Below are 23705 nucleotides of genomic sequence, written 5' to 3' on the forward strand. Positions count from 1 at the left end.
TTTTCTATTTGAGAGGAATCGATTTCGATTCCAACCGATGAACCAGGCGATATGGCCATGTTGAACGATACCATATATGCACTATCGAGCGGCGCCCTGCCTTCGGGTGTTTCTGTCGTTCGAATCAGCGGCCCGCTGACCAGAGACATATTGGTGAAGCTCGTCGGATCCGTTCCGGCAGCCCGGTATGCGTCTTACCGAACGATTCGGACTCGTAACAATCAGCCGATCGACAGCGGCCTGGTGCTGTTTTTTCCTGCTCCGAATTCGTTTACCGGGGAGGATGTTGCCGAGCTGCAGATCCACGGCAGCCGAGCCGTGCTGGCGGCGCTGTTTCAGGACCTTGGCGATATTCCAGGCGTGCGGATGGCGGTCGAGGGTGAGTTCTCCCGCCGGGCTTTCGAGAACGGCAAACTTGATCTGGTCGAGGTGGAAGGGCTGGCCGATCTCATTGGCGCCGAGACCGAAATGCAAAGACGCCTTGCGGTCGAACATAGCGCAGGTGGGCTTTCCGCAATTTACGATTCGTGGGCGGAACGATTGACGCGCGCCCGCGCGCTGATCGAGGCGGAACTTGATTTCCCCGACGAGGATGACGTTCCAGGGTCGGTATCGGATGCGGTCTGGGCCGATATGGCGAAGCTTCGCAGCGATATCGAGGATCACCTTGCGGCAGCTTCGGCCGGCGAGATTATCCGAGACGGCTTCAAGGTGGTCATCGCCGGTGCTCCGAACGCTGGAAAATCGAGCCTGTTGAACGCTTTGGCGCGTCGAGACGTCGCAATCGTGACGGAGATTGCCGGGACCACCCGCGATGTCCTGCAGGTTGATCTCGACATTGATGGTAACCTGATCAAGCTCTATGACACTGCTGGTCTTCGCGAGGCGGACGACAAAGTCGAAATGGAAGGTGTGCGGCGCGCGCGGATAGCACTCCGTGATGCCGATCTTGTCCTATTGCTGGTCGATATGACGAAACCGCTGATTCCCGACGACTTGGAGCAGTCCTCTCCGCATGTTACTGTCGGGACAAAGAAGGATCTGACCGAAATAGCTTCGGATCGGTATGATCTGCAGATTTCCACCGCGACGGGTGACGGTCTGCCGGAATTACGACGGTTGATCGGCGATATCGTCGAGGGACGTTTTGCCGGCCTGTCTATGGCAATCCCCAGCCGGCAGCGGCATAAGGATTCGCTCGCGAAATGTTTAGCGGCGCTCGATGCGGCCATATCACAGCCGGATGTGAATCTTGAACTGCGGACCGAGCAGCTGCGAATTACCGCGGAGTATTTGGGTAGAATTACCGGACGAGTGGATGTCGAACAATTGCTCGGGGTGATCTTCTCGGAGTTTTGTATTGGCAAATGATTCACGTGAAACCTTTGGAGCCAAAGGCCTGCACGGTTTCACGTGAAACGCCTGCCGGATATGGAGTCTTGAATTGACGGATAATGTCTTCGACGTGATTGTGATCGGTGGCGGCCATGCGGGGTCGGAGGCTGCCAGCGCAGCTGCGCGTCTCGGGGCAAAAACTGCTCTGATTACGCATAGGCGGGACACGATCGGGGTCATGTCCTGTAATCCGGCGATCGGTGGGCTAGGCAAGGGCCATCTTGTTCGGGAGATCGATGCGATGGATGGCCTTATGGGCCGGATCGCCGACGTTGCAGGCATTCAATTCAGGATGCTCAACAAGAAGAAAGGCGCGGCTGTCCGAGGACCGCGGACGCAGGCCGATCGAAAGCTTTATCGCCTGGCGATGCTGGCGGCGATCGAAGCGACGCCGAACCTGGATATCATCGAGGGCGATGCGTTTGATCTGGACGTTATCGATGGTTGCGTTGCCGGCGTGATCATGAAGGATGGTAGGGCCCTGAAAGCGCCGGCGGTGGTTTTGACCACTGGAACCTTTCTGCGCGGTCTTATTTATATCGGGTCGGAAAAGACACCGGCCGGGCGTGTCGGTGAAGCGCCGTCGCTCGGATTGTCTGCGACCCTCGCCCGCCTTGGGCTGCGGCTGGGACGTCTGAAGACCGGCACACCAGCCCGGCTGGATGGAAAGACGATCGACTGGCAATCTATCGGTCGACAGGGAGCTGACGAGGAGCTTGTCCCCTTCTCCTTTATGACAGACAGGATTACCACGCCACAGATCGAATGCGGGGTCACCAGGACGACCGAAGCGACCCACCGCATCATTGTCGACAACATCATGCGCTCAGCAATGTATTCCGGGCAGATCGAAGGCGTCGGGCCGCGTTATTGTCCGTCGATTGAAGACAAGCTGGTGAAATTCGGAGAGCGGGATGGACATCAGGTCTTTCTCGAACCCGAGGGACTAGACGACGATACGGTCTATCCGAACGGGATTTCGACCTCCTTGCCGGCGGAGGTGCAGGCCGATTTCATCAAAACGATTCCCGGCCTCGAAGCGGCAAGAATACTGCAACCGGGCTATGCGATCGAATATGATCATGTCGATCCGAGAGAGCTTACTCCATCGCTGGAGGTCAAACGGCTGAGAGGCTTGTTTCTGGCAGGCCAGATCAATGGCACCACCGGATATGAAGAGGCGGCCGCGCAGGGGCTGGCAGCCGGGCTGAATGCCGCATTGCGAAGCAGCGATTCGGATCCGTTCCATTTTAGCCGGACGAGCTCTTATATTGGCGTCATGATCGACGATCTCACGTCGCGAGGCGTTACGGAGCCGTATCGAATGTTCACATCGCGTGCGGAGTATCGGTTGAGTTTGCGGGCTGACAACGCCGATATGCGCTTAACGCCGCTGGCCATGCGGCTCGGGTGCGTTGGTGACGCGCGCGTCCAGCGATTCACATCCTATCAAGCAGAGATCGAAACCAGTCGAGCGCTGTTGCAGTCGCTGGCGGTGACACCGAATGAGGCGCGTCGCGCGGGCTTGAATATCAATCTCGATGGGCAGCGCCGAACCGCGTATGATTTACTGTCCTATCCGAATTATGATTTCGCCGCGCTCCGGCATGTTTGGCCGGAGAAGCTCGGCATGATTAGACGGAAAGTTGCGGAAGCGCTGGAAATCGAGGCAGGCTATTCGGTTTATCTCGATCGACAAGCCTCGGCGATTACCGATCAGCAACGCGACGAGGAGCGGCAGATACCGCTTGATTTCAACTATGACGCATTGTCCGGTCTCTCGAACGAGTTGAAGGCCAAGCTCAGCGCTGCTCGCCCTTTCAATATCGCCCAGGCCGCAATCGTTGAAGGGATGACGCCTGCGGCAATCGCGTTGCTGCTCGTGCACTTGCGTCGACTACCCTCTGCCGAACGCCACAGCGCTTGATATAAGATTTGAGAGTCTTTCAGAATGGAATTAAACGGTTTGCGTGTTTCACGTGAAACACAGGAGCGGTTGCAACACTTTGCAGCGCTGTTTCAGAAGTGGGCAAAAGCAATCAATCTGGTGGCGCCGTCGACACTGGATGAACTGTGGCACCGGCACATCGCTGATAGCAGCCAGGTCTTTCAGATTCATCCTCAACCGATTACCTGGGTTGACCTCGGCAGCGGTGGCGGCTTTCCCGGCATTATTACGGCGATTTTTCTGGCCGAGCTGCAAGGTGGATGGGTCCATCTGGTCGAAAGCAACCATAAAAAGGCAGCGTTTCTGCGGACAGCGCTGCGGGAGACAAAAGCGCGCGGCAGCGTCCATAGCATTCGAATCGAAGATGCTTATAAGGAGGTTGGCGAATGTGGTGCGATTTCAGCGCGCGCCCTTGCGGATCTTGATGGACTCTTCGGTTATTCATCCCCCTGGATGCTTGGCAAGGAAAATTGTCGTAGCTTCTTTCACAAAGGCCGGGATTACCTCAGGGAAATTGACAAAGCACGTGGTCGGTGGGAATTCGATCTGTTAGAACATAAGAGCGTCGTCGAGCAGGAATCCGTTATTTTAGAAGTATCAAATCTCCGGCGCTTGGTTTAACAGATCGGATATTGCGGCAATGGCTGGCGAACGACATCGGATTATCACCATCGCAAATCAGAAGGGTGGCGTTGGCAAAACGACCACCGCAATCAATCTGGCAACGGCGCTTGCGGCTATTGGCGAGCGCGTCCTGATCGTCGATCTCGATCCGCAGGGCAATGCCAGCACTGGGCTCGGTATCGATCGTCGTGATCGTAAGCTGTCCTCCTACGATCTGATGGTCGGTGATCGTGGGATTCCCGAAGTGACTCTCGAAACAGCGGTTCCTAATCTGTTTATCGTCCCGTCGACGATGGATCTTCTTGGCATCGAGATGGAAATCTCGCAGCAGAGCGATCGGGTGTTTAAATTGCGGAAAGCGCTGTCTTCGTCCGAAGCCATGGCGTTTTCTTATATTCTTCTGGATTGCCCGCCGTCGTTCAATCTGCTGACGATGAATGCTATGGCGGCGGCGCATTCGGTCTTGGTGCCGCTGCAATGTGAATTTTTTGCGCTGGAGGGGTTGAGCCAGCTGCTTGAGACCGTCAGCCAGGTTCGGCGGACAGTGAACCCGCGTCTGGATATTCAGGGTATCGTCTTGACGATGTTCGATGCGCGCAACAATCTTGCCCAGCAGGTTGTCAATGACGTGCGTACGCATCTCGGGGACAAGGTTTACCATACGTTAATTCCGCGCAATGTCCGGGTGTCCGAGGCTCCGTCCTACGGTAAGCCGGCTATTCTCTATGACTTGAAGTGCGCGGGCAGTCAGGCCTATCTGCAGCTGGCCTCCGAGGTCATCCAGCGAGAACGCCAAAGACTGGCCGCGTGATATCATTTTAGGGGTGTACGTGAGTGTAGATCATGAATGACGATGTATCAAAGAGGCGATTGGGCCGCGGCCTTGCGGCGCTAATTGGTGAAATGGATCAGCCTGTCCCGGTGGAAGCCGAGCGGACTATCAGCGCCGACAGAATGATCCCGATCGAGTTCGTCAGCCGCAACCCCCGCAATCCCCGCCGGTTCTTCGATGACTCGGAGCTGCACGATCTCGCAAGCTCCATTCGTCAACACGGTATCGTTCAGCCGATTGTTGTGCGGACGATGTCGCGGGATCGATATGAGATCATCGCCGGCGAACGACGCTGGCGCGCAGCTCAGCTTGCCGGGCTGATCGAGATTCCGGTCATTATCCGTGATGTGGATGATAAGACGGCGTTGGAAATCGCCATTGTCGAAAACGTCCAGCGCGCGGATCTCAATGCCCTCGAAGAGGCCTTGGGCTATGAGCAGCTGATCGCGGAATACGGCTACACCCAGAACGACCTCGGCGAAATTATCGGCAAAAGCCGCAGCCATGTTGCTAACTCGTTGCGCCTGTTGAAATTGCCTGATCCGGTTCGCGATCTGCTTGCTGCCGGCAGCCTATCGGCTGGCCACGCGCGCGCACTGGTTTCGACATCCGATCCGGCAAGTCTTGCCCGTACGATCGTTGCCAAGGGCATGTCGGTGCGTGATGCGGAAAAGCTGGCGCAAAACAATATCAAGGCCCAATCGGAGCCGCAGCAGGCGGCCTTGCGGCGAGATCAGAAAGATTCAGACACGCTGGCGCTGGAACGGACACTTTCCGATGCGCTCGGCCTCGATGTTGCGATCAATCACAAGGCAAGCGGCGGCCAGATCAAAATTTCCTATAAGTCGCTAGAGCAGCTCGAGGAAATCTGCCGCTTGCTCGAGAGGCGCTAGAACAGGATGATTTTAGGCCGGGTCGGCCTAAAATCTGAATCCTGTTCTACATTATATAGTTAGAGCATGATGTCGTCCGAAAACCGCTCACGCTTTTCGGCATCATGCTCTAGAGCATCGACGCTTTAACTCCTTGGAACAACGCACCGTGCTTTCCTAAAATCGGTTATGATTTTTTGGGCCGACGTGCGCTGGTTCAGGCGGATTTCCGGCCGGATTGAAGGGTGGTGGACAGAAGCGTTTGCATCGCAACGCTGTCTTCCAGCACCTGCCGCCGTCTGGTTTGCAGAATAGCGGCCTGTAGCCGATTGGATTCACGGGCGATGCTTTCCGCGGTCCACTGGCGCAGCGCCTGTTCGATGGTCGGCTTTCGGCGGAAGTGTAGATGCCGCCCCATTGTCTGCATGACTTGAGGCGGCTGCAGCCGCTTTTCATCCATTTCGGCGCGCATCGAATCCAGAAGCTGGAATTGCTTCAGGCATGCCTGCAGAACCAGAAAGATCGCGGTTTTCGAACTGCTGATCTTTTGCATGGCGTGCAGAAAGGCGTTGAGATCACCGCCGAGGATGGCATCGACGGCGTCGTCAACCGAGATGGCGCTGGCGTCGCCGATTATTTCGGTAACGTGATGTTCTTCGACCGTATCGAAGCCCCGGCAGTAAAGAGCAAGCTTGCGTACCTCGTTTCGGGAAGCGATCCTGTCGCCGCCGATCAACGCGATCAGCGCTTGTCGCGCGGTCGGCGTAATGCCGAGCTTCTCTGCACCGAGTTCTGTATCGATCAATGCATTCAGGGCGCGGCTGTCATCGGCGTAGGAGGGGATCGTCATGACGGATCTGGCGGCTTCCGCGGTCTTGCGCAGCAGGGAACCCTTCTTGAGGTCACCGGCCTCGATGATCAGATAGGCGGCTTCGAGTGGTTTTTCGGCCAGCAGCGCCAAGGAATCGACGAGGTATTTCTCGTTGGCGGCACCGCGGATCCAGATCAGTTTCTCGCCGCCGAACAGCCCGATCGACTGGACCTCGTCGACCAACCGACCGGGGTCTTTTTGCAGGTCGCCGATATCGAGCTTGGTCAGCGAGAAGGGATCATCGAGAGCGACACCGCTCTTGCCGGCGAGCAGGCCTGCCCGTTCGGAAACAAGACCGCGATCCGGCCCGTAGATGACGTAAATCCGATAGTTCCGCGCCGATTTCTGCAGGAATGTCTCGAATTCGTGGGATTTTATCTCCGCCACATCTCCGCCCTCAGCGGCTGAGGGCAGCGGCGATATCGGATCCCACGAACTCCGCCACCTGATCCGCCGCGCGGTTCTCGGCATCACGGATCGCCCGCTGCTTGGCGAATTCCTGTTCGGAAAAATCCACCAGCGCCGTGGTAGCGCGGCTGCCGGCCTTGATGACATGATCGTCGGTCGCCGCGCGCAGCGTGTAGGTGACGCTGACGGTCACACGACCGGCTCGCGATGTGTCCGAGGAATCCCTCAGGAGCGTATCGGCAACAGACGAGGTAGCGCGAATTTCAACCTGATATTGCGGGTTTACCGCTTCACCGGCACCGCGCGACGCAAGGAAGATCAGGCGATTGCGCACCTGCTGTTCAACGCGGCTGCTTGCTGGGGAAAAGCCGACAGAGGAAAGCTTTTCGACGACACCGGAACTCTCGGAATAAAGCGGTCGGACCTGGCAGGCGGAGAGAAAAGCCGCCGAGGCAAGGATCATGGCGATGCCGGCATTGCGGGCCAGCTTGCAAGCGATATCAAACGACAATGTTTACAATCCTTTGGGGAACCACGATGATCTTCTTCGGTGCTTGTCCGTTCAGCGCGTTCTTCACCGCATCCAGATCCAGCACGGCGTTGGTGACGGCATTCTGATCTGCATCGCGAGAAATTGTCAATTCAGCGCGTTTCTTGCCGTTGATCTGTACCGGCATGACGACATCGTTTTCGATGACGAGCGTTTCGTCGTACTGCGGCCAGCTTGCCCGGGCAAGCAGGCCTTCATTGCCGAGCGCGGCCCAGCATTCCTCAGCCAGATGCGGCGTCATCGGAGAGACGAGCTGAATCAAAATCTCGGCGGCATCGCGCACCGCCGCGCGATAGGTGGCATCACCCTCACCTGCCGCGACCCTCGTCATCGGTGCGGCCAGCGCGTTGACGAGTTCATAAATTCGGGCAACGGCCTTGTTGAACCAGAGCTTGTCATAGTCGTTCTCGACAGCCTTGAGCGTCTTGTGGGCGGCCTGCGAAATTGACAACGCTTCCCCATCGGTTGCCGGCGCAGGTGCGACGGCGGAGAGCGCGTCGGCTGCTTCGGAAATCAAGCGCCACAGACGCTGAGTGAAACGATGAGCGCCTTCGACGCCCGCTTCGGACCAGATGACGTCACGCTCGGGTGGGGAGTCGGACAGAACGAAGAAACGGGCGGTATCGGCGCCGTAGGAGGCGATGATATCGTCGGGATCGACAACGTTCTTTTTCGATTTCGACATCTTCTCGATCGAGCCGATCGCAACTTCCTCATTGTTCGTCAACAGGAAGGCTCGGCGTTTGCCGTCGAGTTCGTCGATGCGGATATCGGCGGGTGCCACCCATTCACGGCTGGCGCCGGCGCCGCGGCTATAGGTTTCGTGGACCACCATGCCCTGGGTGAAGAGACCCTTGAAAGGTTCGGTGGCGGCGACGTGACCGGTCTCGCGCATGGCGCGGGTGAAGAAGCGGGAATAGAGCAAGTGCAGGATCGCGTGCTCGATGCCGCCTATATACTGGTCGACCGGCAGCCAGCGGTTTGCCGCCTCCGGATCCGTCGGCTTTCCTTCCCAGGGCGCGGTGAAGCGGGTGAAATACCAGCTCGAATCGACGAAGGTGTCCATCGTATCCGTCTCGCGGCGGGCATCCTTGCCGCAGTTCGGGCAGGAGACATGGCGCCAGGTCGGATGACGGTCGAGCGGATTGCCCGGCTGGTCGAAGGTGACGTCGTCGGGCAGCTTGACCGGCAGGTCCGCCTTCGGCACCGGCACGACACCGCAATCCTCGCAATGGATGACCGGGATCGGGCAGCCCCAATACCGCTGGCGGGAAATGCCCCAGTCGCGCAGACGGAAATTGACCTTGCGTTCGCCCTGCGGGGCATTGCCGAGCGAAGCAGCCGACAGCCGGTCGGCAACGATATTGAAGGCTTCCTCGGTCGTCTTGCCGTCGAGGAAGCGCGAATTGATCATCACGCCATCGCCGTCATAAGCCGTGTCGTCAACGGAAAAGCTTGCCGCGTCGCCATCTCTCGGCATGACGACGGCCACCACCGGCAGGTCATACTTGCGGGCAAAATCAAGGTCGCGCTGGTCGCCCGAGGGGCAGCCGAAGATCGCGCCCGTGCCATAATCCATCAAGACGAAATTGGCGATGTAGACCGGAAGTTCCCAGGAGGGATCGAGCGGGTGTCGGACGCGGATACCGGTATCCATGCCCTTCTTTTCGGCGGTCTCGAGTGCTGCGAGCGAGGTGCCGGCGCGGCGGCACTCGTCGCAGAAGGCGTCGATATCAGGGTTCTTCGCGGCGGCATCCTTCGCCAGCGGATGATCGGCGGCGATTGCCAGGAAGGAAGCGCCGAACAGCGTGTCCGGCCGGGTGGTATAGACCGTCACTTCGCTCTCGCCGGCAGGTGCCGTTTCCGGCACGATCTCCCAGCGGATCGTCAGGCCTTCCGAGCGGCCGATCCAGTTCTTCTGCATCAGCCGCACTTTTTCCGGCCACTGGTCGAGCGTATCCAGCGCGTCGAGCAGATCCTGGCTGAAGTCGGTGATCTTGAAGAACCATTGCGTCAGTTCGCGCTGTTCGACCAGCGCGCCGGAACGCCAGCCGCGGCCGTCGATCACCTGTTCGTTGGCGAGCACGGTGTTGTCGACAGGATCCCAGTTGACCTTCGACTGCTTGCGATAGACCAAGCCCTTTTCCAGGAAATCCAGGAAGAGATGCTGCTGGTGCTGGTAATATTCGACGTCGCAGGTGGCGAATTCACGGCTCCAGTCCAGCGAAAGACCCATGGCCTTCAGCTGCGCCTTCATCGAGCCGATATTCTGGTACGTCCAGGAGGCGGGGTGAACGCCGCGCTCCATGGCGGCATTCTCCGCCGGCATGCCGAAGGCGTCCCAGCCCATTGGATGCAGCACGTTGTAACCGCGGGCGCGCTTGTAGCGGGCGACGACGTCGCCCATGGCGTAATTGCGGACATGACCCATATGGATGCGCCCCGACGGATAGGGGAACATTTCGAGGACGTAATATTTTTCGCGCGGATCGGCATTGTCGGTCTCGAAGACCTTGTCTTCATTCCATTTCTGCTGCCAGCGGGGCTCGGCATCGCGCGGATTATAACGTTCGGTGGCCATGGTATTCGTATTTCCGGAAAATCAGGGGAGGTTGGTCGAGACCTTCACCATGAAACCACCGTAGCGTCAAGTTTTGCAGGCGCTGCAAGCGCGCGATCTTGATCGTGACCAGGCGATTTCGCCGGGGCGGGACTTGGCAAGCACAGAATGGCTGGCTAGTTCATTCCAATCCTTTCATGCAGGTATGTCGAGGCACAATGATGGAACTTCAAGAGCGCTTGAACGAGGTGCGGTCGCGGATCGCCGCCGCGGAACGCGAAGCAGGCCGTTCGGCGGGTTCCGTTCAACTCGTCGCGGTGTCGAAGACCTTCGAGGCGGACGCGATCCGCCCGGCCATCGAAGGCGGGCAGCGTGTCTTCGGGGAAAACCGGGTGCAGGAAAGCCAGGGCAAGTGGCCGGCGCTGAAGGCCGAGCATCAGGATATCGAGCTGCATCTGATCGGACCGCTGCAATCGAACAAGGCGGCGGATGCTGTGGCGCTTTTCGACGTCATCGAGACAGTGGACCGGGAAAAGATCGCCCGCGCACTTGCCGAGGAGATGAGGCGGCAAGGCAAGGCGCTACGGCTCTATGTCCAGGTCAATACCGGGCTCGAACCGCAGAAGGCCGGCATCGCTCCTGACGACACGCCGGCCTTCGTCGCTCTTTGCCGCGACGAACTCGGCCTTTCGATCGAAGGTTTGATGTGCATTCCGCCGGCCGAGGAAAATCCCGGACCGCATTTCGCTCTGCTGGCAAAGCTCGCGCTCAAATGCGGCGTCGGAAAACTTTCCATGGGCATGTCGGGCGACTACGGGACGGCGATCGCCTTCGGCGCCACCAGCGTGCGTGTGGGGTCGGCGATTTTTGGCACGCGCTGAAACGTTGCTTTGGTCGGGCTTCCTGTTCCCCTTAATGCCGCCTAGATTAGGTTTGCATGTCCTGGGGAGGAGCAAATGCGGAACGGCTATCATCAGGCCTATGCGGCCTGGAAACGCGATCCCGAAGCATTCTGGCGCAAAGCGGCCAGTGACATCGACTGGTTCAAGCCAGCGGAACGGGTGTTCTCGCCGAATGACGGCGTCTATGGCCGTTGGTTCTCAGGCGCGGAAACCAATACATGCCACAATTGCCTGGACCGGCATGTGGCTGCCGGCCGCGGCGGCGAGACAGCGGTCATCTTCGACAGCGCAATGAACGGCGAGAAGCGCCGTTTCACCTATGATGAGGTGCTTGGCGAGGTGATGGCCATCGCGGCAGCACTGGTCGAGCGCGGCATCGGCAAAGGCGATCGCGTCATCCTTTATATGCCGATGGTGCCGCAGGCGGTCTTTTCGATGCTCGCCTGCGCCCGCATCGGTGCGGTCCACTCCGTCGTTTTCGGCGGGTTTGCCGCAAGCGAACTTGCGGCGCGCATCGACGATTGCGCTGCGAAGCTGGTGATCACCGCGAGCTGCGGGCTCGAGCCCGGCCGCATCGTCGCCTACAAGCCACTGGTCGATCAGGCGATCGAGATCGCGCATTCGAAGCCGGAGTGCTGTCTGGTGCTGCAGCGGCCGGAGCTTCGGGCTGATCTCGTCAGCCGCCGCGATCAGGATTTCGAGGCGGCGGTGGCGCGGCATCGTGGCCATAAGATCGCCTGTGTCTCCGTCAAGGCGACCGATCCGCTCTACATCCTCTATACCTCGGGCACGACGGGCCAACCGAAGGGCGTGGTGCGCGACAATGGCGGCCATATGGTCGCGCTCAACTGGTCGATGCGGAATATCTACGGCTTGAAGCCGGGCGAGGTCTTCTGGACGGCTTCGGATATCGGCTGGGTCGTCGGGCATTCCTATATCGTCTATGCCCCGCTGCTATCAGGCGTAACCACTCTGATCTTCGAGGGAAAACCGGTCGGCACTCCGGATGCCGGCACATTTTGGCGCATCGTTTCGGAATATCAGGTGCGGGTGCTCTTCACGGCGCCGACGGCATTCCGCGCCATCCGGCGGGAGGACGGTGACTGTGAACTGATGCGCCAATATCCCATGCCGGATCTGCGCGCACTATTTCTTGCCGGCGAGAGGGCGGATCCGGAGACCTTGAAATGGGCCGAGCGCCTGCTTGGCATACCCGTCATCGATCATTGGTGGCAGACGGAAACCGGTTGGCCGATTGCCGCAAATCCGCTTGGTCTCGGCGCCCTTCCCGTCAAGCACGGGTCGCCGGCGCTGCCGATGCCCGGCTATGAGATCGCGGTGCTCGACGATGCCGGTCATCCGATCGAGGCGGGCACGCTCGGCAATATCGTCGTGAAGCTGCCACTCCCGCCCGGCTGCCTGCCGACCCTCTGGAACGCGGACGAGCGTTTTCGCTCGGCCTATCTCGATGAGTTTCCCGGCTATTACAAGACGGCCGATGCCGGCTATGTCGATGAGGACGGCTATCTCTTCATCATGTCGCGCACCGACGACATCATCAATTGCGCCGGGCATCGGCTCTCGACAGGGGCGATGGAGGAGGTCTGTGCACGTCATCCCGATGTCGCCGAATGCGCGGTCATCGGCGTGATCGATGCGCTGAAGGGTCAGGCGCCCTGCGGTTTCCTGGTGCTGAAACGACATGTTTCCCGTGACGCGACGGCGATCGAATCAGAGGTCGTGGCGATGATTCGTGATTCGATCGGACCGGTTGCCGCCTTCAAGACGGCCATCACCGTTAACCGGTTGCCGAAGACACGCTCCGGCAAAATACTGCGCGGCACGATGCAGAAGATCGCCGACGGCATACCCTGGAAAATGCCTGCAACCATCGATGATCCAACGATTTTAGAGGAAATTGCCGAGGCGCTGCGCGGACGCGGCTTAGGCTCCTTGCCGATGTGAATTAAACTTTCGGTAAGCCTAATTGAGGAATTGTTAACTATGTTGATGCAAGCATTTGTTAACGGCAATGGCTTGCATAGCAGGCTTTGCATGACGCGGTCGCCGTTACCGGCCTACTGCATAATTTCTTAAATCGGAATCGATTTAAGGACAAAATTATGCAGCAGTTGAAGTGCTACAGCGTCCTTTGCACGTCTGAAAGACGTGCGGCGCTGTAGTCCGGATTGCCCCTTTCTCAACGATTGTGGAACGGATCATGACAAGCATCCTCACCAACAACGCTGCTATGGCAGCGCTGCAGACTTTGCGCGGCGTAAACGATAGCCTCAAGGACACCCAGGGTCGTGTTTCATCGGGTTATCGTGTGGAGAAAGCGGCCGACAACGCCGCCTATTGGTCGATTGCTACGACCATGCGTTCCGACAACATGGCGCTTTCAGCCGTCTCCGACGCGCTCGGGCTCGGCGCGGCAAAAGTCGATACCGCCTATTCGGCCATGGACAGCGCACTCGATGTCGTCAGCGAAATCAAGGCCAAGATCGTCGCCGCCACCGAAAAGGGCGTCGACAAGACGAAGATTCAGCAGGAACTCGACCAGTTTCAGGAGCAACTGCTCAGCATTGCCCAATCGGCGTCCTTCTCCGGCGAAAACTGGGTTGCCGGCGCCTCCGGCACGAAGAGCGTCGTTTCGTCTTTCGTGCGCGATGGCAGCAATGCCGTTTCGGTCAAGATGACGGACTACGTGCTCAATGCGGGCACGCTTGGAAACGTGCTTTTCGGCATGACCAGTACCGGTGCGATCGAGACGACCAGCGGTATCATTGGTACGGCCTTCAACGGAACCTATGGCGGCGCCGTCATCGTCATGCCGTCGATATATGCTCTCGACATCACCAATTTCACCCAGGGTCAGCTCGACGCAGCCCTGACCGGTATCGAACTGGTTCTCGGAGCTATGACCGCCGCCGGCTCGGCGCTCGGCTCGATCTCGACCCGTATCCAGCTGCAGGAAACGTTCGTTAGTGGCTTGCACGATTCGATCGACTCCGGCGTCGGACGCCTGGTCGATGCGGATATGGAAGAGGAATCGAGCAAGCTATCGGCGTTGCAGACGCAGCAGCAGCTTGCCATCCAGTCGCTCTCGATCGCCAATACCTCGGCGCAGAACATCCTCACCCTGTTCCGCAGCTAATCGAAACAGGTCATCCGCAATAAAAAACCCCGCCGGTCAGCTCATACCGGCGGGGTTTTTCATAAGATCGCTGATATCTCAGTACTGATCGTCGTCCTCGTCCTTCGGCGCCGAGCGTAACGAGCTCAGCTTGCGGAAGACGGCATCGGCGTCGATTTCTTTTTCCTTTTCCTCCTCGCGCTCATAGCTCGGGCTCAGGCGCTCGGTCTCCTGGGCCGATTGCAGCGTCGCGCCAAGCTCGGCGGCGGTCGGCAGCGGACGGCCCTTGGAGGCCTTTTCCACTTCCATGTCGAGATCGATCTGGCTGCAGAGGCCGAGCGTGACGGGATCCATCGGCGCCAGGTTGGCGGAGTTCCAGTGGGTGCGCTCGCGGATCTGCTCGATCGTCGATTTCGTCGTGCCGACGAGGCGGGAAATCTGCGCGTCCTTCAGCTCCGGGTGGTTGCGAACGAGCCAGAGAATGGCGTTCGGGCGGTCCTGACGCTTGGAAACCGGGGTATAACGCGGACCGCGGCGCTTGGATTCCGGCACCCGCACCTTCGGTTCGGAAAGCTTCAGCTTGTGGTTCGGATTGGCCTCGGCGCGGGCAATCTCGTCGCGGGAAAGCTGTCCTGTCGAGATCGGGTCGAGGCCCTTGATGCCCTGCGCCGCTTCGCCGTCGGCGATCGCCTTGACTTCGAGCGGATGCAGTTTGCAGAACTGCGCAATCTGATCGAAAGACAGTGCCGTATTGTCGACGAGCCAGATGGCGGTCGCCTTCGGCATGAGCAGTGTTTGAGCCATGGATATAGTCCTTCTATCGTCCGCGCCGGTCGCGGTCCGTGGATTGTCACCACAATGTCCGGGAAATATGCCGCTATATAACCGCACTGTCGCAGAATTGCAATTCTTCCGAAATGAAATGACCTTCGTCTAATTGCCGTGGCGATGCGAACTGCTATGAATTGCCGTGATTTCAAGTCCGGGCCATAGCTCACGCGGCCCGTCGCATGTCCCATGAGGAGGAGTTGCATGTCGGAGAAGATCTATCCGGTCACGAAGCCGGTGAAGGCGCGCGCCCTGATCGATAAGGAAAAGTACCTGAAATGGTACGAGGAAAGCGTCGAGAACCCGGACAAGTTCTGGGGCAAACACGGCAAGCGCATCGACTGGTTCAAGCCCTATACCAAGGTCAAGAACACTTCCTTTACCGGCAAGGTTTCGATCAAGTGGTTCGAGGACGGTCAGACAAACGTCTCCTACAATTGCATCGACCGTCATCTGAAAACGAATGGCGACCAGGTGGCGATCATCTGGGAGGGCGACAATCCCTATATCGACAAGAAGGTCACCTATAACGAGCTCTACGAGCATGTCTGCCGGATGGCGAACGTGTTGAAGCAACACGGCGTCAAGAAGGGCGATCGCGTCACCATCTATATGCCGATGATCCCCGAAGCGGCCTATGCGATGCTCGCCTGCGCCCGCATCGGCGCGGTGCATTCGGTCGTCTTCGGCGGTTTCTCGCCCGAGGCGCTGGCCGGGCGCATCGTCGACTGCGAATCCACCTTCGTCATCACCTGCGACGAAGGCCTGCGCGGCGGCAAGCCGGTGCCGCTGAAGGACAATACCGATACGGCGATCCATATCGCCGCCCGCCAGCATGTCCATGTCAGCAAGGTGCTGGTCGTTCGCCGCACCGGCGGCAAGACCGGCTGGGCGCCCGGCCGCGACCTCTGGCATCATCAGGAGATTGCTACCGTGAAGGCGGAATGCCCGCCGGTGAAGATGAAGGCGGAAGACCCGCTCTTCATTCTTTATACGTCCGGCTCGACCGGCAAGCCGAAGGGCGTGCTGCACACGACGGGCGGTTATCTCGTCTATGCGGCGATGACGCATGAATATGTCTTCGATTATCACCACGGCGACGTCTACTGGTGTACGGCCGATGTCGGCTGGGTGACCGGCCACTCCTATATCGTCTATGGGCCGCTTGCGAACTGCGCGACGACGCTGATGTTCGAGGGCGTGCCGAACTTCCCGGACCAGGGCCGTTTCTGGGAAGTCATCGACAAGCACAAGGTCAACATCTTCTACACGGCGCCGACGGCGATCCGCTCGCTGATGGGTGCCGGCGACGACTTCGTCACGCGCTCCTCGCGCTCTTCGCTGCGCCTGCTCGGCACGGTCGGCGAGCCGATCAATCCCGAGGCCTGGGAGTGGTATTACAATGTCGTCGGCGACAAGCGCTGCCCCGTCATCGATACTTGGTGGCAAACGGAAACCGGCGGTCACATGATCACGCCGCTGCCTGGCGCCACCGATCTGAAACCCGGTTCGGCGACGATCCCGTTCTTCGGGGTCAAGCCTGAGCTGGTCGACAATGAAGGCAAGGTGCTGGAAGGTGCGGCCGACGGCAATCTCTGCATCACCGACAGCTGGCCGGGCCAGATGCGCACGGTCTATGGCGATCACGAGCGCTTCATCCAGACCTATTTTTCGACCTACAAGGGCAAGTATTTCACCGGCGATGGCTGCCGGCGCGATGCGGACGGTTATTACTGGATCACCGGCCGCGTCGACGATGTGCTGAACGTCTCCGGCCACCGGCTCGGCACGGCGGAGGTGGAATCCGCCCTTGTCTCGCATAATCTGGTTTCGGAAGCCGCGGTCGTTGGTTATCCGCATCCGATCAAGGGCCAGGGCATTTATTGCTATGTGACGCTGATGTCCGGTCACGAGGGATCGGATACGCTTCGCCAGGAACTGGTGAAACATGTGCGGGCCGAAATCGGCCCGATCGCCGCGCCCGACAAGATCCAGTTTGCGCCCGGCCTGCCGAAGACCCGCTCCGGCAAGATCATGCGCCGCATCCTGCGCAAGATTGCCGAAGACGATTTCGGTGCGCTCGGCGATACCTCGACGCTCGCCGATCCGGCAGTCGTCGACGATCTGATCGCCAACCGGCAGAACAAGGCGACCGCCTGATAGATCGAGCCGTTCCGGTCCCTTTCGGGCTTCCGGGGCGGCTCTTTTGTTTCCGCGTATTCGATGCGTGGTTTACGGCATCCAAGCACGTTTATGAGCGAAGCCCTGAGACCATTCCCGGCGAGGTCACGCCTGCTAGATGTGGCTGAAATACCTGTCGCCTAAGATGTCGTTAGCCGGATTCTTGACTCCATTCTGCTGCGGCCAGAGAAGCTAATAGCAAGATTGGCTTAGAAATCGATCGCCCTGCCATTGATTTCGTAATCGCCGAAACGCGCCGGCTCAGCTCCGCCGCGGCCGCCGATCTCCGGCGGCAGCTCCAGCGGCTTCTGGTTTTTTCGCCGCTCCTCGGCTTCGGCAAGGGCGCGTCTGGCAGCCGGGGACAGCATCTTGCGCGGCGGCTCGGATCCCTCGGCCGTCGGCGTTTCGCTGTTGTCGTTATCGGCGTCCTGCATGGCCGTCTCCTGCCGGAAATATTGAAAATGGCTGATGAATAACCAAATCATAATGCGCCGGTGCCGGGATTGAAAGCTTGTGGTGCCGAAATTGGAGATGGAGATCCGCCATGAACCTCGTTCGCACTGCCATGTTGCTTGCCTTCATGACGGCGCTTTTCATGTTTGTCGGCTTCCTGATCGGCGGTCGGGCCGGCATGATGATCGCATTCGTCATTGCCGCCGGCATGAATTTCTTCTCCTATTGGAATTCCGACCGCATGGTGCTTTCGGCCTATCGCGCCCAGGAGGTCGATGAGCGCAACGCGCCGGAATTCTTTGCGATCGTGCGCGACCTCGCCCGCAATGCCGGCCTGCCGATGCCGAAGGTTTATCTTTACGACAGCCCACAGCCGAATGCCTTCGCCACTGGCCGCAATCCCGACAATGCCGCCGTCGCCGCCTCGACCGGCCTGCTCAGCGCCTTATCTGCCGAGGAGGTCGCAGGCGTGATGGCGCATGAACTGGCCCACATCCAGTACCGCGACACGTTGACGATGACGATCACGGCAACGCTTGCCGGCGCGATCTCCATGCTCGGCAACTTCGCCTTCTTCTTCGGCGGCAACCGTGAGAACAACAGCAATCCTCTCGGCTTCGTCGGCGTCATCGTCGCGATGATCGTGGCGCCGCTCGCCGCCATGCTGGTGCAGATGGCGATCAGCCGCACCCGCGAATATTCGGCCGACCGCCGCGGCGCCGAGATCTGCGGCAATCCGCTCTGGCTTGCCTCGGCGCTCGGCAAGATCGCGCGCGGTGCTGCCCATGTGCCGAACGAGGATGCCGAGCGCAACCCGGCGACAGCGCATATGTTCATCATCAATCCGCTCTCCGGCGAGCGCATGGACAATCTGTTTTCGACGCATCCGAACACGGAAAACCGCATCGCCGCGCTGCACGACATGGCGCAAGGCGGCATGAATGTCTCGACGCAGCCTGCTCGTGCTGCTAATCCGTCGCGCAAATCGCGCTCTGTTCCGGATACGGGTCTTGGTCGCGGTGGTTCGCAACCGCCAAAAGGTCCGTGGTCTTGAATTCAGACGGCACGAAGAAGCCATTCCGCAAGCATAAGCCCTCCACCGAGCGATCCGCTCCGGCAAAGCCTGGCCTGCAGGCCCGGGCTGCGGCGGCAAAAATTCTCGGCGCCGTCGTCGACCGCAAGCTGCCGCTCGACGGTGCTCTCGATCATGAACACGGCAATCCGGCCTATAAGGCGCTCGGCGAAAGCGACCGGGCGCTCGTCCGCGCCATCCTGAACACGACGCTGCGCCATTTGCCGCGCATCGATGCCGCGATTGCCGGGTTGCTGGATTCGCCGCTGCCGGAGGGCGCAAGGGCGTTGCATCACGTGCTCGCCATCGGGGCGGCGCAGATCCTCTATCTCGATGTGCCGGATCATTCTGCCGTCGATCTTGCCGTCGAGCAGGCCAATCTGGATCCGCGCAATCGCCGTTTCGCCAAGCTGGTCAATGCCATCCTCCGCCGGCTCGGCCGCGAGAAGGAGCAGGTGCTTAATGAGATCGGCAAGGTCGTGCCGATGCCGACCTGGTTCATCGCCAGGCTGGAAAAGGCCTATGGCCGGGACGCGGCGCTGGCAATTTCGGAATCCCAGCTCGAACCGGCAGCAATCGATCTGACCGTCAAGTCCGACCCCCAAGGCTGGGCGAAGCGGCTGAACGGTGTCGTCCTGCCCACAGGCGGTATTCGTCTCGCCGCCTTCGACGGCGGTATCCCCTCGCTCGAAGGCTTCGATGAGGGCGCGTGGTGGGTGCAGGATGCGGCGGCAAGCATCCCTGCGAAGCTTTTCGGCGATCTCTCGGGCAGACGTACCGCCGATCTCTGTGCCGCACCCGGCGGCAAGACGGCGCAGCTCATCCTTGCCGGCGGCGCAGTCACCGCCCTCGACCAGTCGGAAAACCGGCTGAGACGGCTGCGGTCGAATCTCGACCGGCTCGGTCTCAAAGCGGAGACGATTGCGGCAGATCTGACGACATTCGAGCCGGCGGAGCGTTTTGACGCGATCCTGCTCGATGCCCCTTGCTCTTCCACCGGCACGACGCGTCGACACCCCGACGTGTTGTGGACCAAGGGAGCTGAGGATATCGCCAGGCTGGCGGCGCTGCAGGAACGGCTGCTGCGACACGCGCTAAGATTACTGAAGCCGGGCGGCACGCTGGTTTTTTCGAATTGTTCGCTCGATCCTGTCGAGGGTGAGGACGTCGTCGCCCGTGTTCTTTCCGATACGGATGCAATCGAGCGCGTTCCGATCGGCGCCGGAGACTGGCCTGGCCTTGAGGCGGCGATCACGCCGCTCGGTGAATTCCGTACGCTTCCCACCATGCTGAAAATGCCTGACGGCATCGGCTCCGGTCTCGACGGCTTCTATGCGGCTGTGCTGCGGCGCATGGCTTGATTGCAGGCTTGAGCGCTCGCGGCGAGCCTGGGCTGTACGAGGTGCTTCATAGCCTCGTGTCACGCATGCCGTTCTCCAAACCGCTCGCATGATTTCAGGTGAAACGCGTCAATGTGCGTATATTCGAACTTTGTCACGAATTAATTCATTGCGGACGATGAAATCGGCCACTTTTCACCTATTCTTAACCACGAGGGTCAATAGACAATAGAATATGCAGTCCGGTCGGCGTTTTGCGAGCATGTATGTTCGGGAGGCTTGGCGGCGCGCCTTGCGCCGCGTCGCGTTGTTGCGCCTGAAGCTCTTTCGCCATTCAATCAAGGTGCCGGAGCGTCTGATCGTAGCACCGACCGATCTGCGCAGCATCGATCCGCATGTGGCCGACGAGATCCTCAACGGACGGTTTCTCCTCGCCGGGCGCATGCTGGAAACCAGCGAGAAGTCGCCCTTCACCTTCACCCTGCCCTCACGCCCCTTCGCGATCCGTCTTCACAGCTTCGGCTGGCTGCGGCATATGCGGGCGAACAAGACGGAGCGTAGTTCGGCTGTCGCCCGCGCGATCGTCGACAGCTGGCTTTCCATCCATGCCGGTCGCATGGAGGGGATTGCCTGGGAAACCGACGTCACCGCTCAGCGCGTTATTGCCTGGCTGTCGCATTCGCCGGTGGTACTGCAGAATGCCGATCGCGGCTTTTATCGCCGCTTCATGAAGTCGCTGGCGTTCCAGGTGAGGTTCCTGCACCGGATGGCGCCGTTCACCCTCGGCGGCCTGGAGCTGTTTCGGCTGCGTATCGCGCTGGCCATGGCCTCCGTCGCCATGCCGGCGCGCGCCTCTACGCTCAGAAGGGCGGCGCAGGCGCTCGACCGCGAATTCGATAGCCAGATTCTGCCGGATGGCGGCCATGTGTCGCGCAATCCGCGCGTCGGGCTGGAATTGCTGCTCGATCTGCTGCCGCTCCGGCAGACCTATGTCAATCTCGGCCATGACCTGCCGCAGAAACTGATCTCCGGCATAGATCGCATCTATCCGGCACTGCGGTTTTTTCGCCATCAGGACGGAGACCTGGCGCTCTTCAACGGGGCGACCTCCACGCTCGCAAACGAGCTGATGTCGGTGCTCAGATATGACGAGACCGCCGGTCAGCCGTTCAAGGCTTTGCCGCATTCGCGTTATCAGCGGCTTTCCGGAGGCAAGACGGTGATCATTGCCGATACTGGCACGCCGCCTTCGGGAGGCGCGCTTCGGACCGCGCATGCCGGCAGCCTCTCCTTCGAGATGTCGTCCGGACGTCATCGCTTCATCGTCAATTCGGGTTCGCCGAAATTTGCCGGGCATCGTTATGTCCAGATGGCGCGCACGACGGCGGCGCATTCGACCGTTATCCTCAACGACACCTCGTCCAGCCGCTTTTCGCCTTCGCCCTTCCTGAACCACGCAATCACCGAACCGGTGAGGACAATCACCGTCGAGCGTGCCGAAACCGAAGACGGACGCGACGGCATAAAGCTCAGCCATGACGGTTATCTCAGGGTGTTCGGGGTGCTGCACGAGCGTGAGCTGACACTCAATGCCGCAGGTTCGATCGTGACCGGCCGCGACCGGCTCGTCGTCCGCGAAGGATATGAGAGTGACGAGCCCCTGAAGGCCGTCGCCCGTTTTCATATCCATCCGTCGATCGTCCTGCATCAGAGTGACGGGGAGTCCGTGCTGCTGACGGCGCCGGACGGCGAAAGCTGGCTGTTTTCCGCACCCGGCAATGAAGTGCTGATCGCCGAGGATATCTTCTTTGCCGACAGCTCCGGCATCTGCGGCTCGGACCAGATCGAGATCGATTTCGATCTTGCCGAGAAGACCGAAATCCGCTGGTTTTTGTCCCGCAAAGGCTAGAAGCGGATGATTTTGAGCCGAGCGGCCAAAATCGGGATCGCATCCACATCAAAGAAGTAAAGTACGATGCCGTCCAAAAATGGCTCGTGCTTTTTGGCGTCATGCGCTGACGCCTGTTTGCGCGGCGGCAAAGCTGTGCTAACGCGGCGCCAGCATGCGAACATCCCTTGCGGATGTCCTCCCGAAGCCCGAACGGAGAAGGTTTCATGGCCGTCATTTCCAAGAAGATCCCCGCCCCCGACAAGGTCGAAATCAAGACCGCGCTCATCTCCGTCTTCGACAAGACCGGGATCGTCGACCTCGCCCACGCCTTGTCTGCCAGAGGTGTGCGCCTGCTTTCGACCGGCGGCACGTTTAAAGCGATCACCGCTGCCGGTCTTGCCGTCACCGATGTCTCCGAAATCACCGGTTTTCCGGAGATCATGGATGGGCGTGTGAAGACGCTGCATCCAACGGTGCATGGCGGCCTGCTGGCGATCCGTGACGATGGCGAACACCAGGAGGCGATGAAAAAGCACGGCATCGAGGGCATCGATCTCGCCGTCATCAACCTCTACCCCTTCGAAGACGTACGCGCGGCCGGCGGCGACTATCCGACGACCGTCGAGAATATCGATATCGGCGGTCCGGCGATGATCCGCGCATCGGCCAAGAACCATGCCTATGTGACGACCCTGACCGATCCGGCCGATTATGCCGAGCTGCTGGAGCAGCTTTCCGCAGATGACGGCAAGACCGCCTATGCCTTCCGCCAGCGCATGGCGGCCAAGGCTTATGCCCGCACCGCCGCCTATGATGCAATGATCTCCAACTGGTTCGCCGAGGCGCTGACGATCGACACGCCACGCCACCGGGTCATCGGCGGTGCACTGAAGGAAGAGATGCGCTACGGCGAAAATCCGCATCAGCAGGCCGCCTTCTACCTGACCGGCGAGAAGCGCCCGGGTGTTTCGACGGCCGCTCTTCTCCAGGGCAAGCAGCTCTCCTACAACAATATCAACGATACGGATGCCGCCTACGAGCTCGTCGCTGAGTTCCTGCCGGAGAAGGCGCCCGCCTGCGCGATCATCAAGCACGCCAATCCCTGCGGCGTCGCCACCGGATCGAGCCTGGTCGAGGCCTATCGGCGGGCGCTTGCCTGCGATTCCGTTTCCGCCTTCGGCGGCATCATCGCGCTCAACCAGACGCTCGATGCCGAAACGGCCGAAGAGATCGTCAAGCTCTTCACTGAAGTGATTATCGCGCCGGATGTCACGGAGGAGGCGAAGGCTATCGTCGCCCGCAAACCGAACCTGCGGCTGTTGTCTGCCGGTGGCCTGCCCGATCCGCGTGCTGCGGGCCTGACGGCAAAGACCGTTTCCGGCGGCCTGCTCGTCCAGAGCCGCGACAACGGCATGGTCGAGGATCTGGAACTCAAGGTCGTCACCCGGCGCGCGCCGACGGCGCATGAACTTGAAGACATGAAGTTCGCCTTCAAGGTCGGCAAACACGTGAAGTCGAACGCCGTGGTCTATGCCAAGGACGGCCAGACCGCCGGTATCGGCGCCGGCCAGATGAGCCGTGTCGATTCCGCCCGCATCGCGGCGCTTAAGGCCGAAGAAGCCGCCAAGGCGCTCGGCCTCGCGGTTCCGATGACGCATGGCTCGGCGGTTGCCTCCGAGGCCTTCCTGCCTTTTGCCGACGGTCTTCTGTCGATGATCGCCGCAGGAGCGACGGCGGTTATCCAGCCGGGCGGCTCGATGCGCGACCAGGAAGTCATCGATGCCGCCAACGAACACGGCGTCGCAATGGTCTTTACCGGCATGCGCCATTTCCGGCACTGAT

The 23705-nt window shown here is 59.9% G+C and carries 18 protein-coding genes; 13 read left to right on the forward strand and 5 right to left on the reverse strand.

Features of this window, described 5'->3' with window-relative positions; translation table 11 throughout:
* Positions 1–51 precede the first annotated feature (51 nt).
* The 5 genes from mnmE to HFO71_RS14405 all read left to right on the forward strand — a co-directional run bounded on the left by mnmE (position 52) and on the right by HFO71_RS14405 (position 5692).
* Complete coding sequence (gene mnmE, locus HFO71_RS14385) at positions 52–1371, forward strand: tRNA uridine-5-carboxymethylaminomethyl(34) synthesis GTPase MnmE (RefSeq protein ID WP_131640902.1); 1320 nt, start codon at positions 52–54, stop codon at positions 1369–1371.
* Between the two features lie 73 nt (positions 1372–1444).
* Positions 1445–3322, forward strand: coding sequence for a tRNA uridine-5-carboxymethylaminomethyl(34) synthesis enzyme MnmG (gene mnmG, locus HFO71_RS14390; protein WP_221988188.1), 1878 nt, complete (start codon positions 1445–1447; stop codon positions 3320–3322).
* A gap of 24 nt (positions 3323–3346) precedes the next feature.
* Positions 3347–3964: a 16S rRNA (guanine(527)-N(7))-methyltransferase RsmG gene (gene rsmG, locus HFO71_RS14395; protein WP_131640900.1), complete on the forward strand. Its 618-nt coding sequence runs from the start codon at positions 3347–3349 to the stop codon at positions 3962–3964.
* Between the two features lie 19 nt (positions 3965–3983).
* Complete coding sequence (locus HFO71_RS14400) at positions 3984–4778, forward strand: ParA family protein (RefSeq protein ID WP_077978021.1); 795 nt, start codon at positions 3984–3986, stop codon at positions 4776–4778.
* A 32-nt stretch (positions 4779–4810) separates the two neighbouring features.
* Positions 4811–5692: a ParB/RepB/Spo0J family partition protein gene (locus tag HFO71_RS14405; protein WP_017962618.1), complete on the forward strand. Its 882-nt coding sequence runs from the start codon at positions 4811–4813 to the stop codon at positions 5690–5692.
* A gap of 196 nt (positions 5693–5888) precedes the next feature.
* Here the strand turns inward: HFO71_RS14405 and holA are convergent, their stop codons facing one another.
* The 3 genes from holA to leuS are packed head-to-tail and all read right to left on the reverse strand — an operon-like array spanning position 5889 to position 10081.
* A complete protein-coding gene (holA, locus tag HFO71_RS14410) occupies positions 5889–6929 on the reverse strand; it encodes a DNA polymerase III subunit delta (RefSeq protein ID WP_131640899.1) in 1041 nt (346 codons plus the stop codon).
* A 10-nt stretch (positions 6930–6939) separates the two neighbouring features.
* Positions 6940–7461, reverse strand: coding sequence for an LPS assembly lipoprotein LptE (lptE, locus tag HFO71_RS14415; protein ID WP_077978019.1), 522 nt, complete (start codon positions 7459–7461; stop codon positions 6940–6942).
* Complete coding sequence (gene leuS / locus HFO71_RS14420; protein ID WP_131662129.1) at positions 7451–10081, reverse strand: leucine--tRNA ligase; 2631 nt, start codon at positions 10079–10081, stop codon at positions 7451–7453. The genes lptE and leuS overlap by 11 nt, the downstream gene beginning before the upstream one ends.
* A 200-nt stretch (positions 10082–10281) precedes the next feature.
* Between leuS and HFO71_RS14425 the strand changes: the two genes are divergently transcribed.
* The 3 genes from HFO71_RS14425 to HFO71_RS14435 all read left to right on the forward strand — a co-directional run bounded on the left by HFO71_RS14425 (position 10282) and on the right by HFO71_RS14435 (position 14119).
* The gene (locus HFO71_RS14425) at positions 10282–10941 is read left to right on the forward strand and encodes a YggS family pyridoxal phosphate-dependent enzyme (RefSeq protein ID WP_077978087.1); all 660 of its coding nucleotides are present in this window, start codon (positions 10282–10284) and stop codon (positions 10939–10941) included.
* Between the two features lie 75 nt (positions 10942–11016).
* Positions 11017–12927, forward strand: a complete 1911-nt coding sequence (locus tag HFO71_RS14430; RefSeq protein WP_131662128.1) for a propionyl-CoA synthetase — start codon at positions 11017–11019, stop codon at positions 12925–12927.
* Positions 12928–13183: 256 nt separating this feature from the next.
* Positions 13184–14119, forward strand: a complete 936-nt coding sequence (locus tag HFO71_RS14435) for a flagellin N-terminal helical domain-containing protein (protein ID WP_020052207.1) — start codon at positions 13184–13186, stop codon at positions 14117–14119.
* 78 nt (positions 14120–14197) lie between these two features.
* Here HFO71_RS14435 and HFO71_RS14440 read toward each other — a convergent pair whose 3' ends face one another.
* Positions 14198–14902 (reverse strand): DUF1013 domain-containing protein, encoded by a 705-nt coding sequence (locus HFO71_RS14440; protein WP_003544022.1) that lies wholly within the window; start codon positions 14900–14902, stop codon positions 14198–14200.
* A gap of 228 nt (positions 14903–15130) precedes the next feature.
* Between HFO71_RS14440 and acs the strand changes: the two genes are divergently transcribed.
* Positions 15131–17086 carry an acetate--CoA ligase gene (gene acs, locus HFO71_RS14445; RefSeq protein WP_131640895.1) on the forward strand — a complete coding sequence of 652 codons (1956 nt, stop codon included), beginning with the start codon at positions 15131–15133 and terminating at the stop codon, positions 17084–17086.
* A 230-nt stretch (positions 17087–17316) separates the two neighbouring features.
* On the opposite strand, the gene HFO71_RS14450 is transcribed toward acs, so the two are convergent.
* Entirely contained in the window at positions 17317–17541 is a 225-nt protein-coding gene (locus HFO71_RS14450) for a DUF1674 domain-containing protein (protein ID WP_065282598.1), read from the reverse strand.
* A gap of 110 nt (positions 17542–17651) precedes the next feature.
* On the opposite strand from HFO71_RS14450, the gene htpX reads away from it, so the two are divergent.
* The 4 genes from htpX to purH all read left to right on the forward strand — a co-directional run bounded on the left by htpX (position 17652) and on the right by purH (position 23704).
* On the forward strand, positions 17652–18614 hold the full coding sequence (gene htpX, locus HFO71_RS14455) for a zinc metalloprotease HtpX (protein ID WP_062939957.1): 963 nt from the start codon (positions 17652–17654) through the stop codon (positions 18612–18614).
* Complete coding sequence (locus HFO71_RS14460) at positions 18605–19993, forward strand: RsmB/NOP family class I SAM-dependent RNA methyltransferase (RefSeq protein WP_221988189.1); 1389 nt, start codon at positions 18605–18607, stop codon at positions 19991–19993. The genes htpX and HFO71_RS14460 overlap by 10 nt, the downstream gene beginning before the upstream one ends.
* A 214-nt stretch (positions 19994–20207) precedes the next feature.
* Entirely contained in the window at positions 20208–21881 is a 1674-nt protein-coding gene (locus HFO71_RS14465; protein ID WP_131640893.1) for a heparinase II/III family protein, read from the forward strand.
* A gap of 206 nt (positions 21882–22087) precedes the next feature.
* Positions 22088–23704: a bifunctional phosphoribosylaminoimidazolecarboxamide formyltransferase/IMP cyclohydrolase gene (gene purH / locus HFO71_RS14470; RefSeq protein ID WP_168256016.1), complete on the forward strand. Its 1617-nt coding sequence runs from the start codon at positions 22088–22090 to the stop codon at positions 23702–23704.
* Position 23705: the final 1 nt, after the last annotated feature.

Source organism: Rhizobium laguerreae (assembly GCF_019778565.1).
Classification (GTDB): Bacteria; Pseudomonadota; Alphaproteobacteria; order Rhizobiales; family Rhizobiaceae; genus Rhizobium; species Rhizobium laguerreae.

Bases quoted from the DNA above. Each gene is read 5' to 3' on its own strand.
- mnmE (WP_131640902.1), top strand. From the start codon at position 52: ATGGCCATGTTGAACGATACCATATATGCACTATCGAGCGGCGCCCTG.
- rsmG (WP_131640900.1), top strand. From the start codon at position 3,347: ATGGAATTAAACGGTTTGCGTGTTTCACGTGAAACACAGGAGCGGTTG.
- HFO71_RS14400 (WP_077978021.1), top strand. From the start codon at position 3,984: ATGGCTGGCGAACGACATCGGATTATCACCATCGCAAATCAGAAGGGT.
- HFO71_RS14405 (WP_017962618.1), top strand. From the start codon at position 4,811: ATGAATGACGATGTATCAAAGAGGCGATTGGGCCGCGGCCTTGCGGCG.
- leuS (WP_131662129.1), bottom strand. From the start codon at position 10,081: ATGGCCACCGAACGTTATAATCCGCGCGATGCCGAGCCCCGCTGGCAG.
- HFO71_RS14425 (WP_077978087.1), top strand. From the start codon at position 10,282: ATGGAACTTCAAGAGCGCTTGAACGAGGTGCGGTCGCGGATCGCCGCC.
- HFO71_RS14430 (WP_131662128.1), top strand. From the start codon at position 11,017: ATGCGGAACGGCTATCATCAGGCCTATGCGGCCTGGAAACGCGATCCC.
- HFO71_RS14435 (WP_020052207.1), top strand. From the start codon at position 13,184: ATGACAAGCATCCTCACCAACAACGCTGCTATGGCAGCGCTGCAGACT.
- HFO71_RS14440 (WP_003544022.1), bottom strand. From the start codon at position 14,902: ATGGCTCAAACACTGCTCATGCCGAAGGCGACCGCCATCTGGCTCGTC.
- acs (WP_131640895.1), top strand. From the start codon at position 15,131: ATGTCGGAGAAGATCTATCCGGTCACGAAGCCGGTGAAGGCGCGCGCC.
- HFO71_RS14450 (WP_065282598.1), bottom strand. From the start codon at position 17,541: ATGCAGGACGCCGATAACGACAACAGCGAAACGCCGACGGCCGAGGGA.
- htpX (WP_062939957.1), top strand. From the start codon at position 17,652: ATGAACCTCGTTCGCACTGCCATGTTGCTTGCCTTCATGACGGCGCTT.
- HFO71_RS14465 (WP_131640893.1), top strand. From the start codon at position 20,208: ATGCAGTCCGGTCGGCGTTTTGCGAGCATGTATGTTCGGGAGGCTTGG.
- purH (WP_168256016.1), top strand. From the start codon at position 22,088: ATGGCCGTCATTTCCAAGAAGATCCCCGCCCCCGACAAGGTCGAAATC.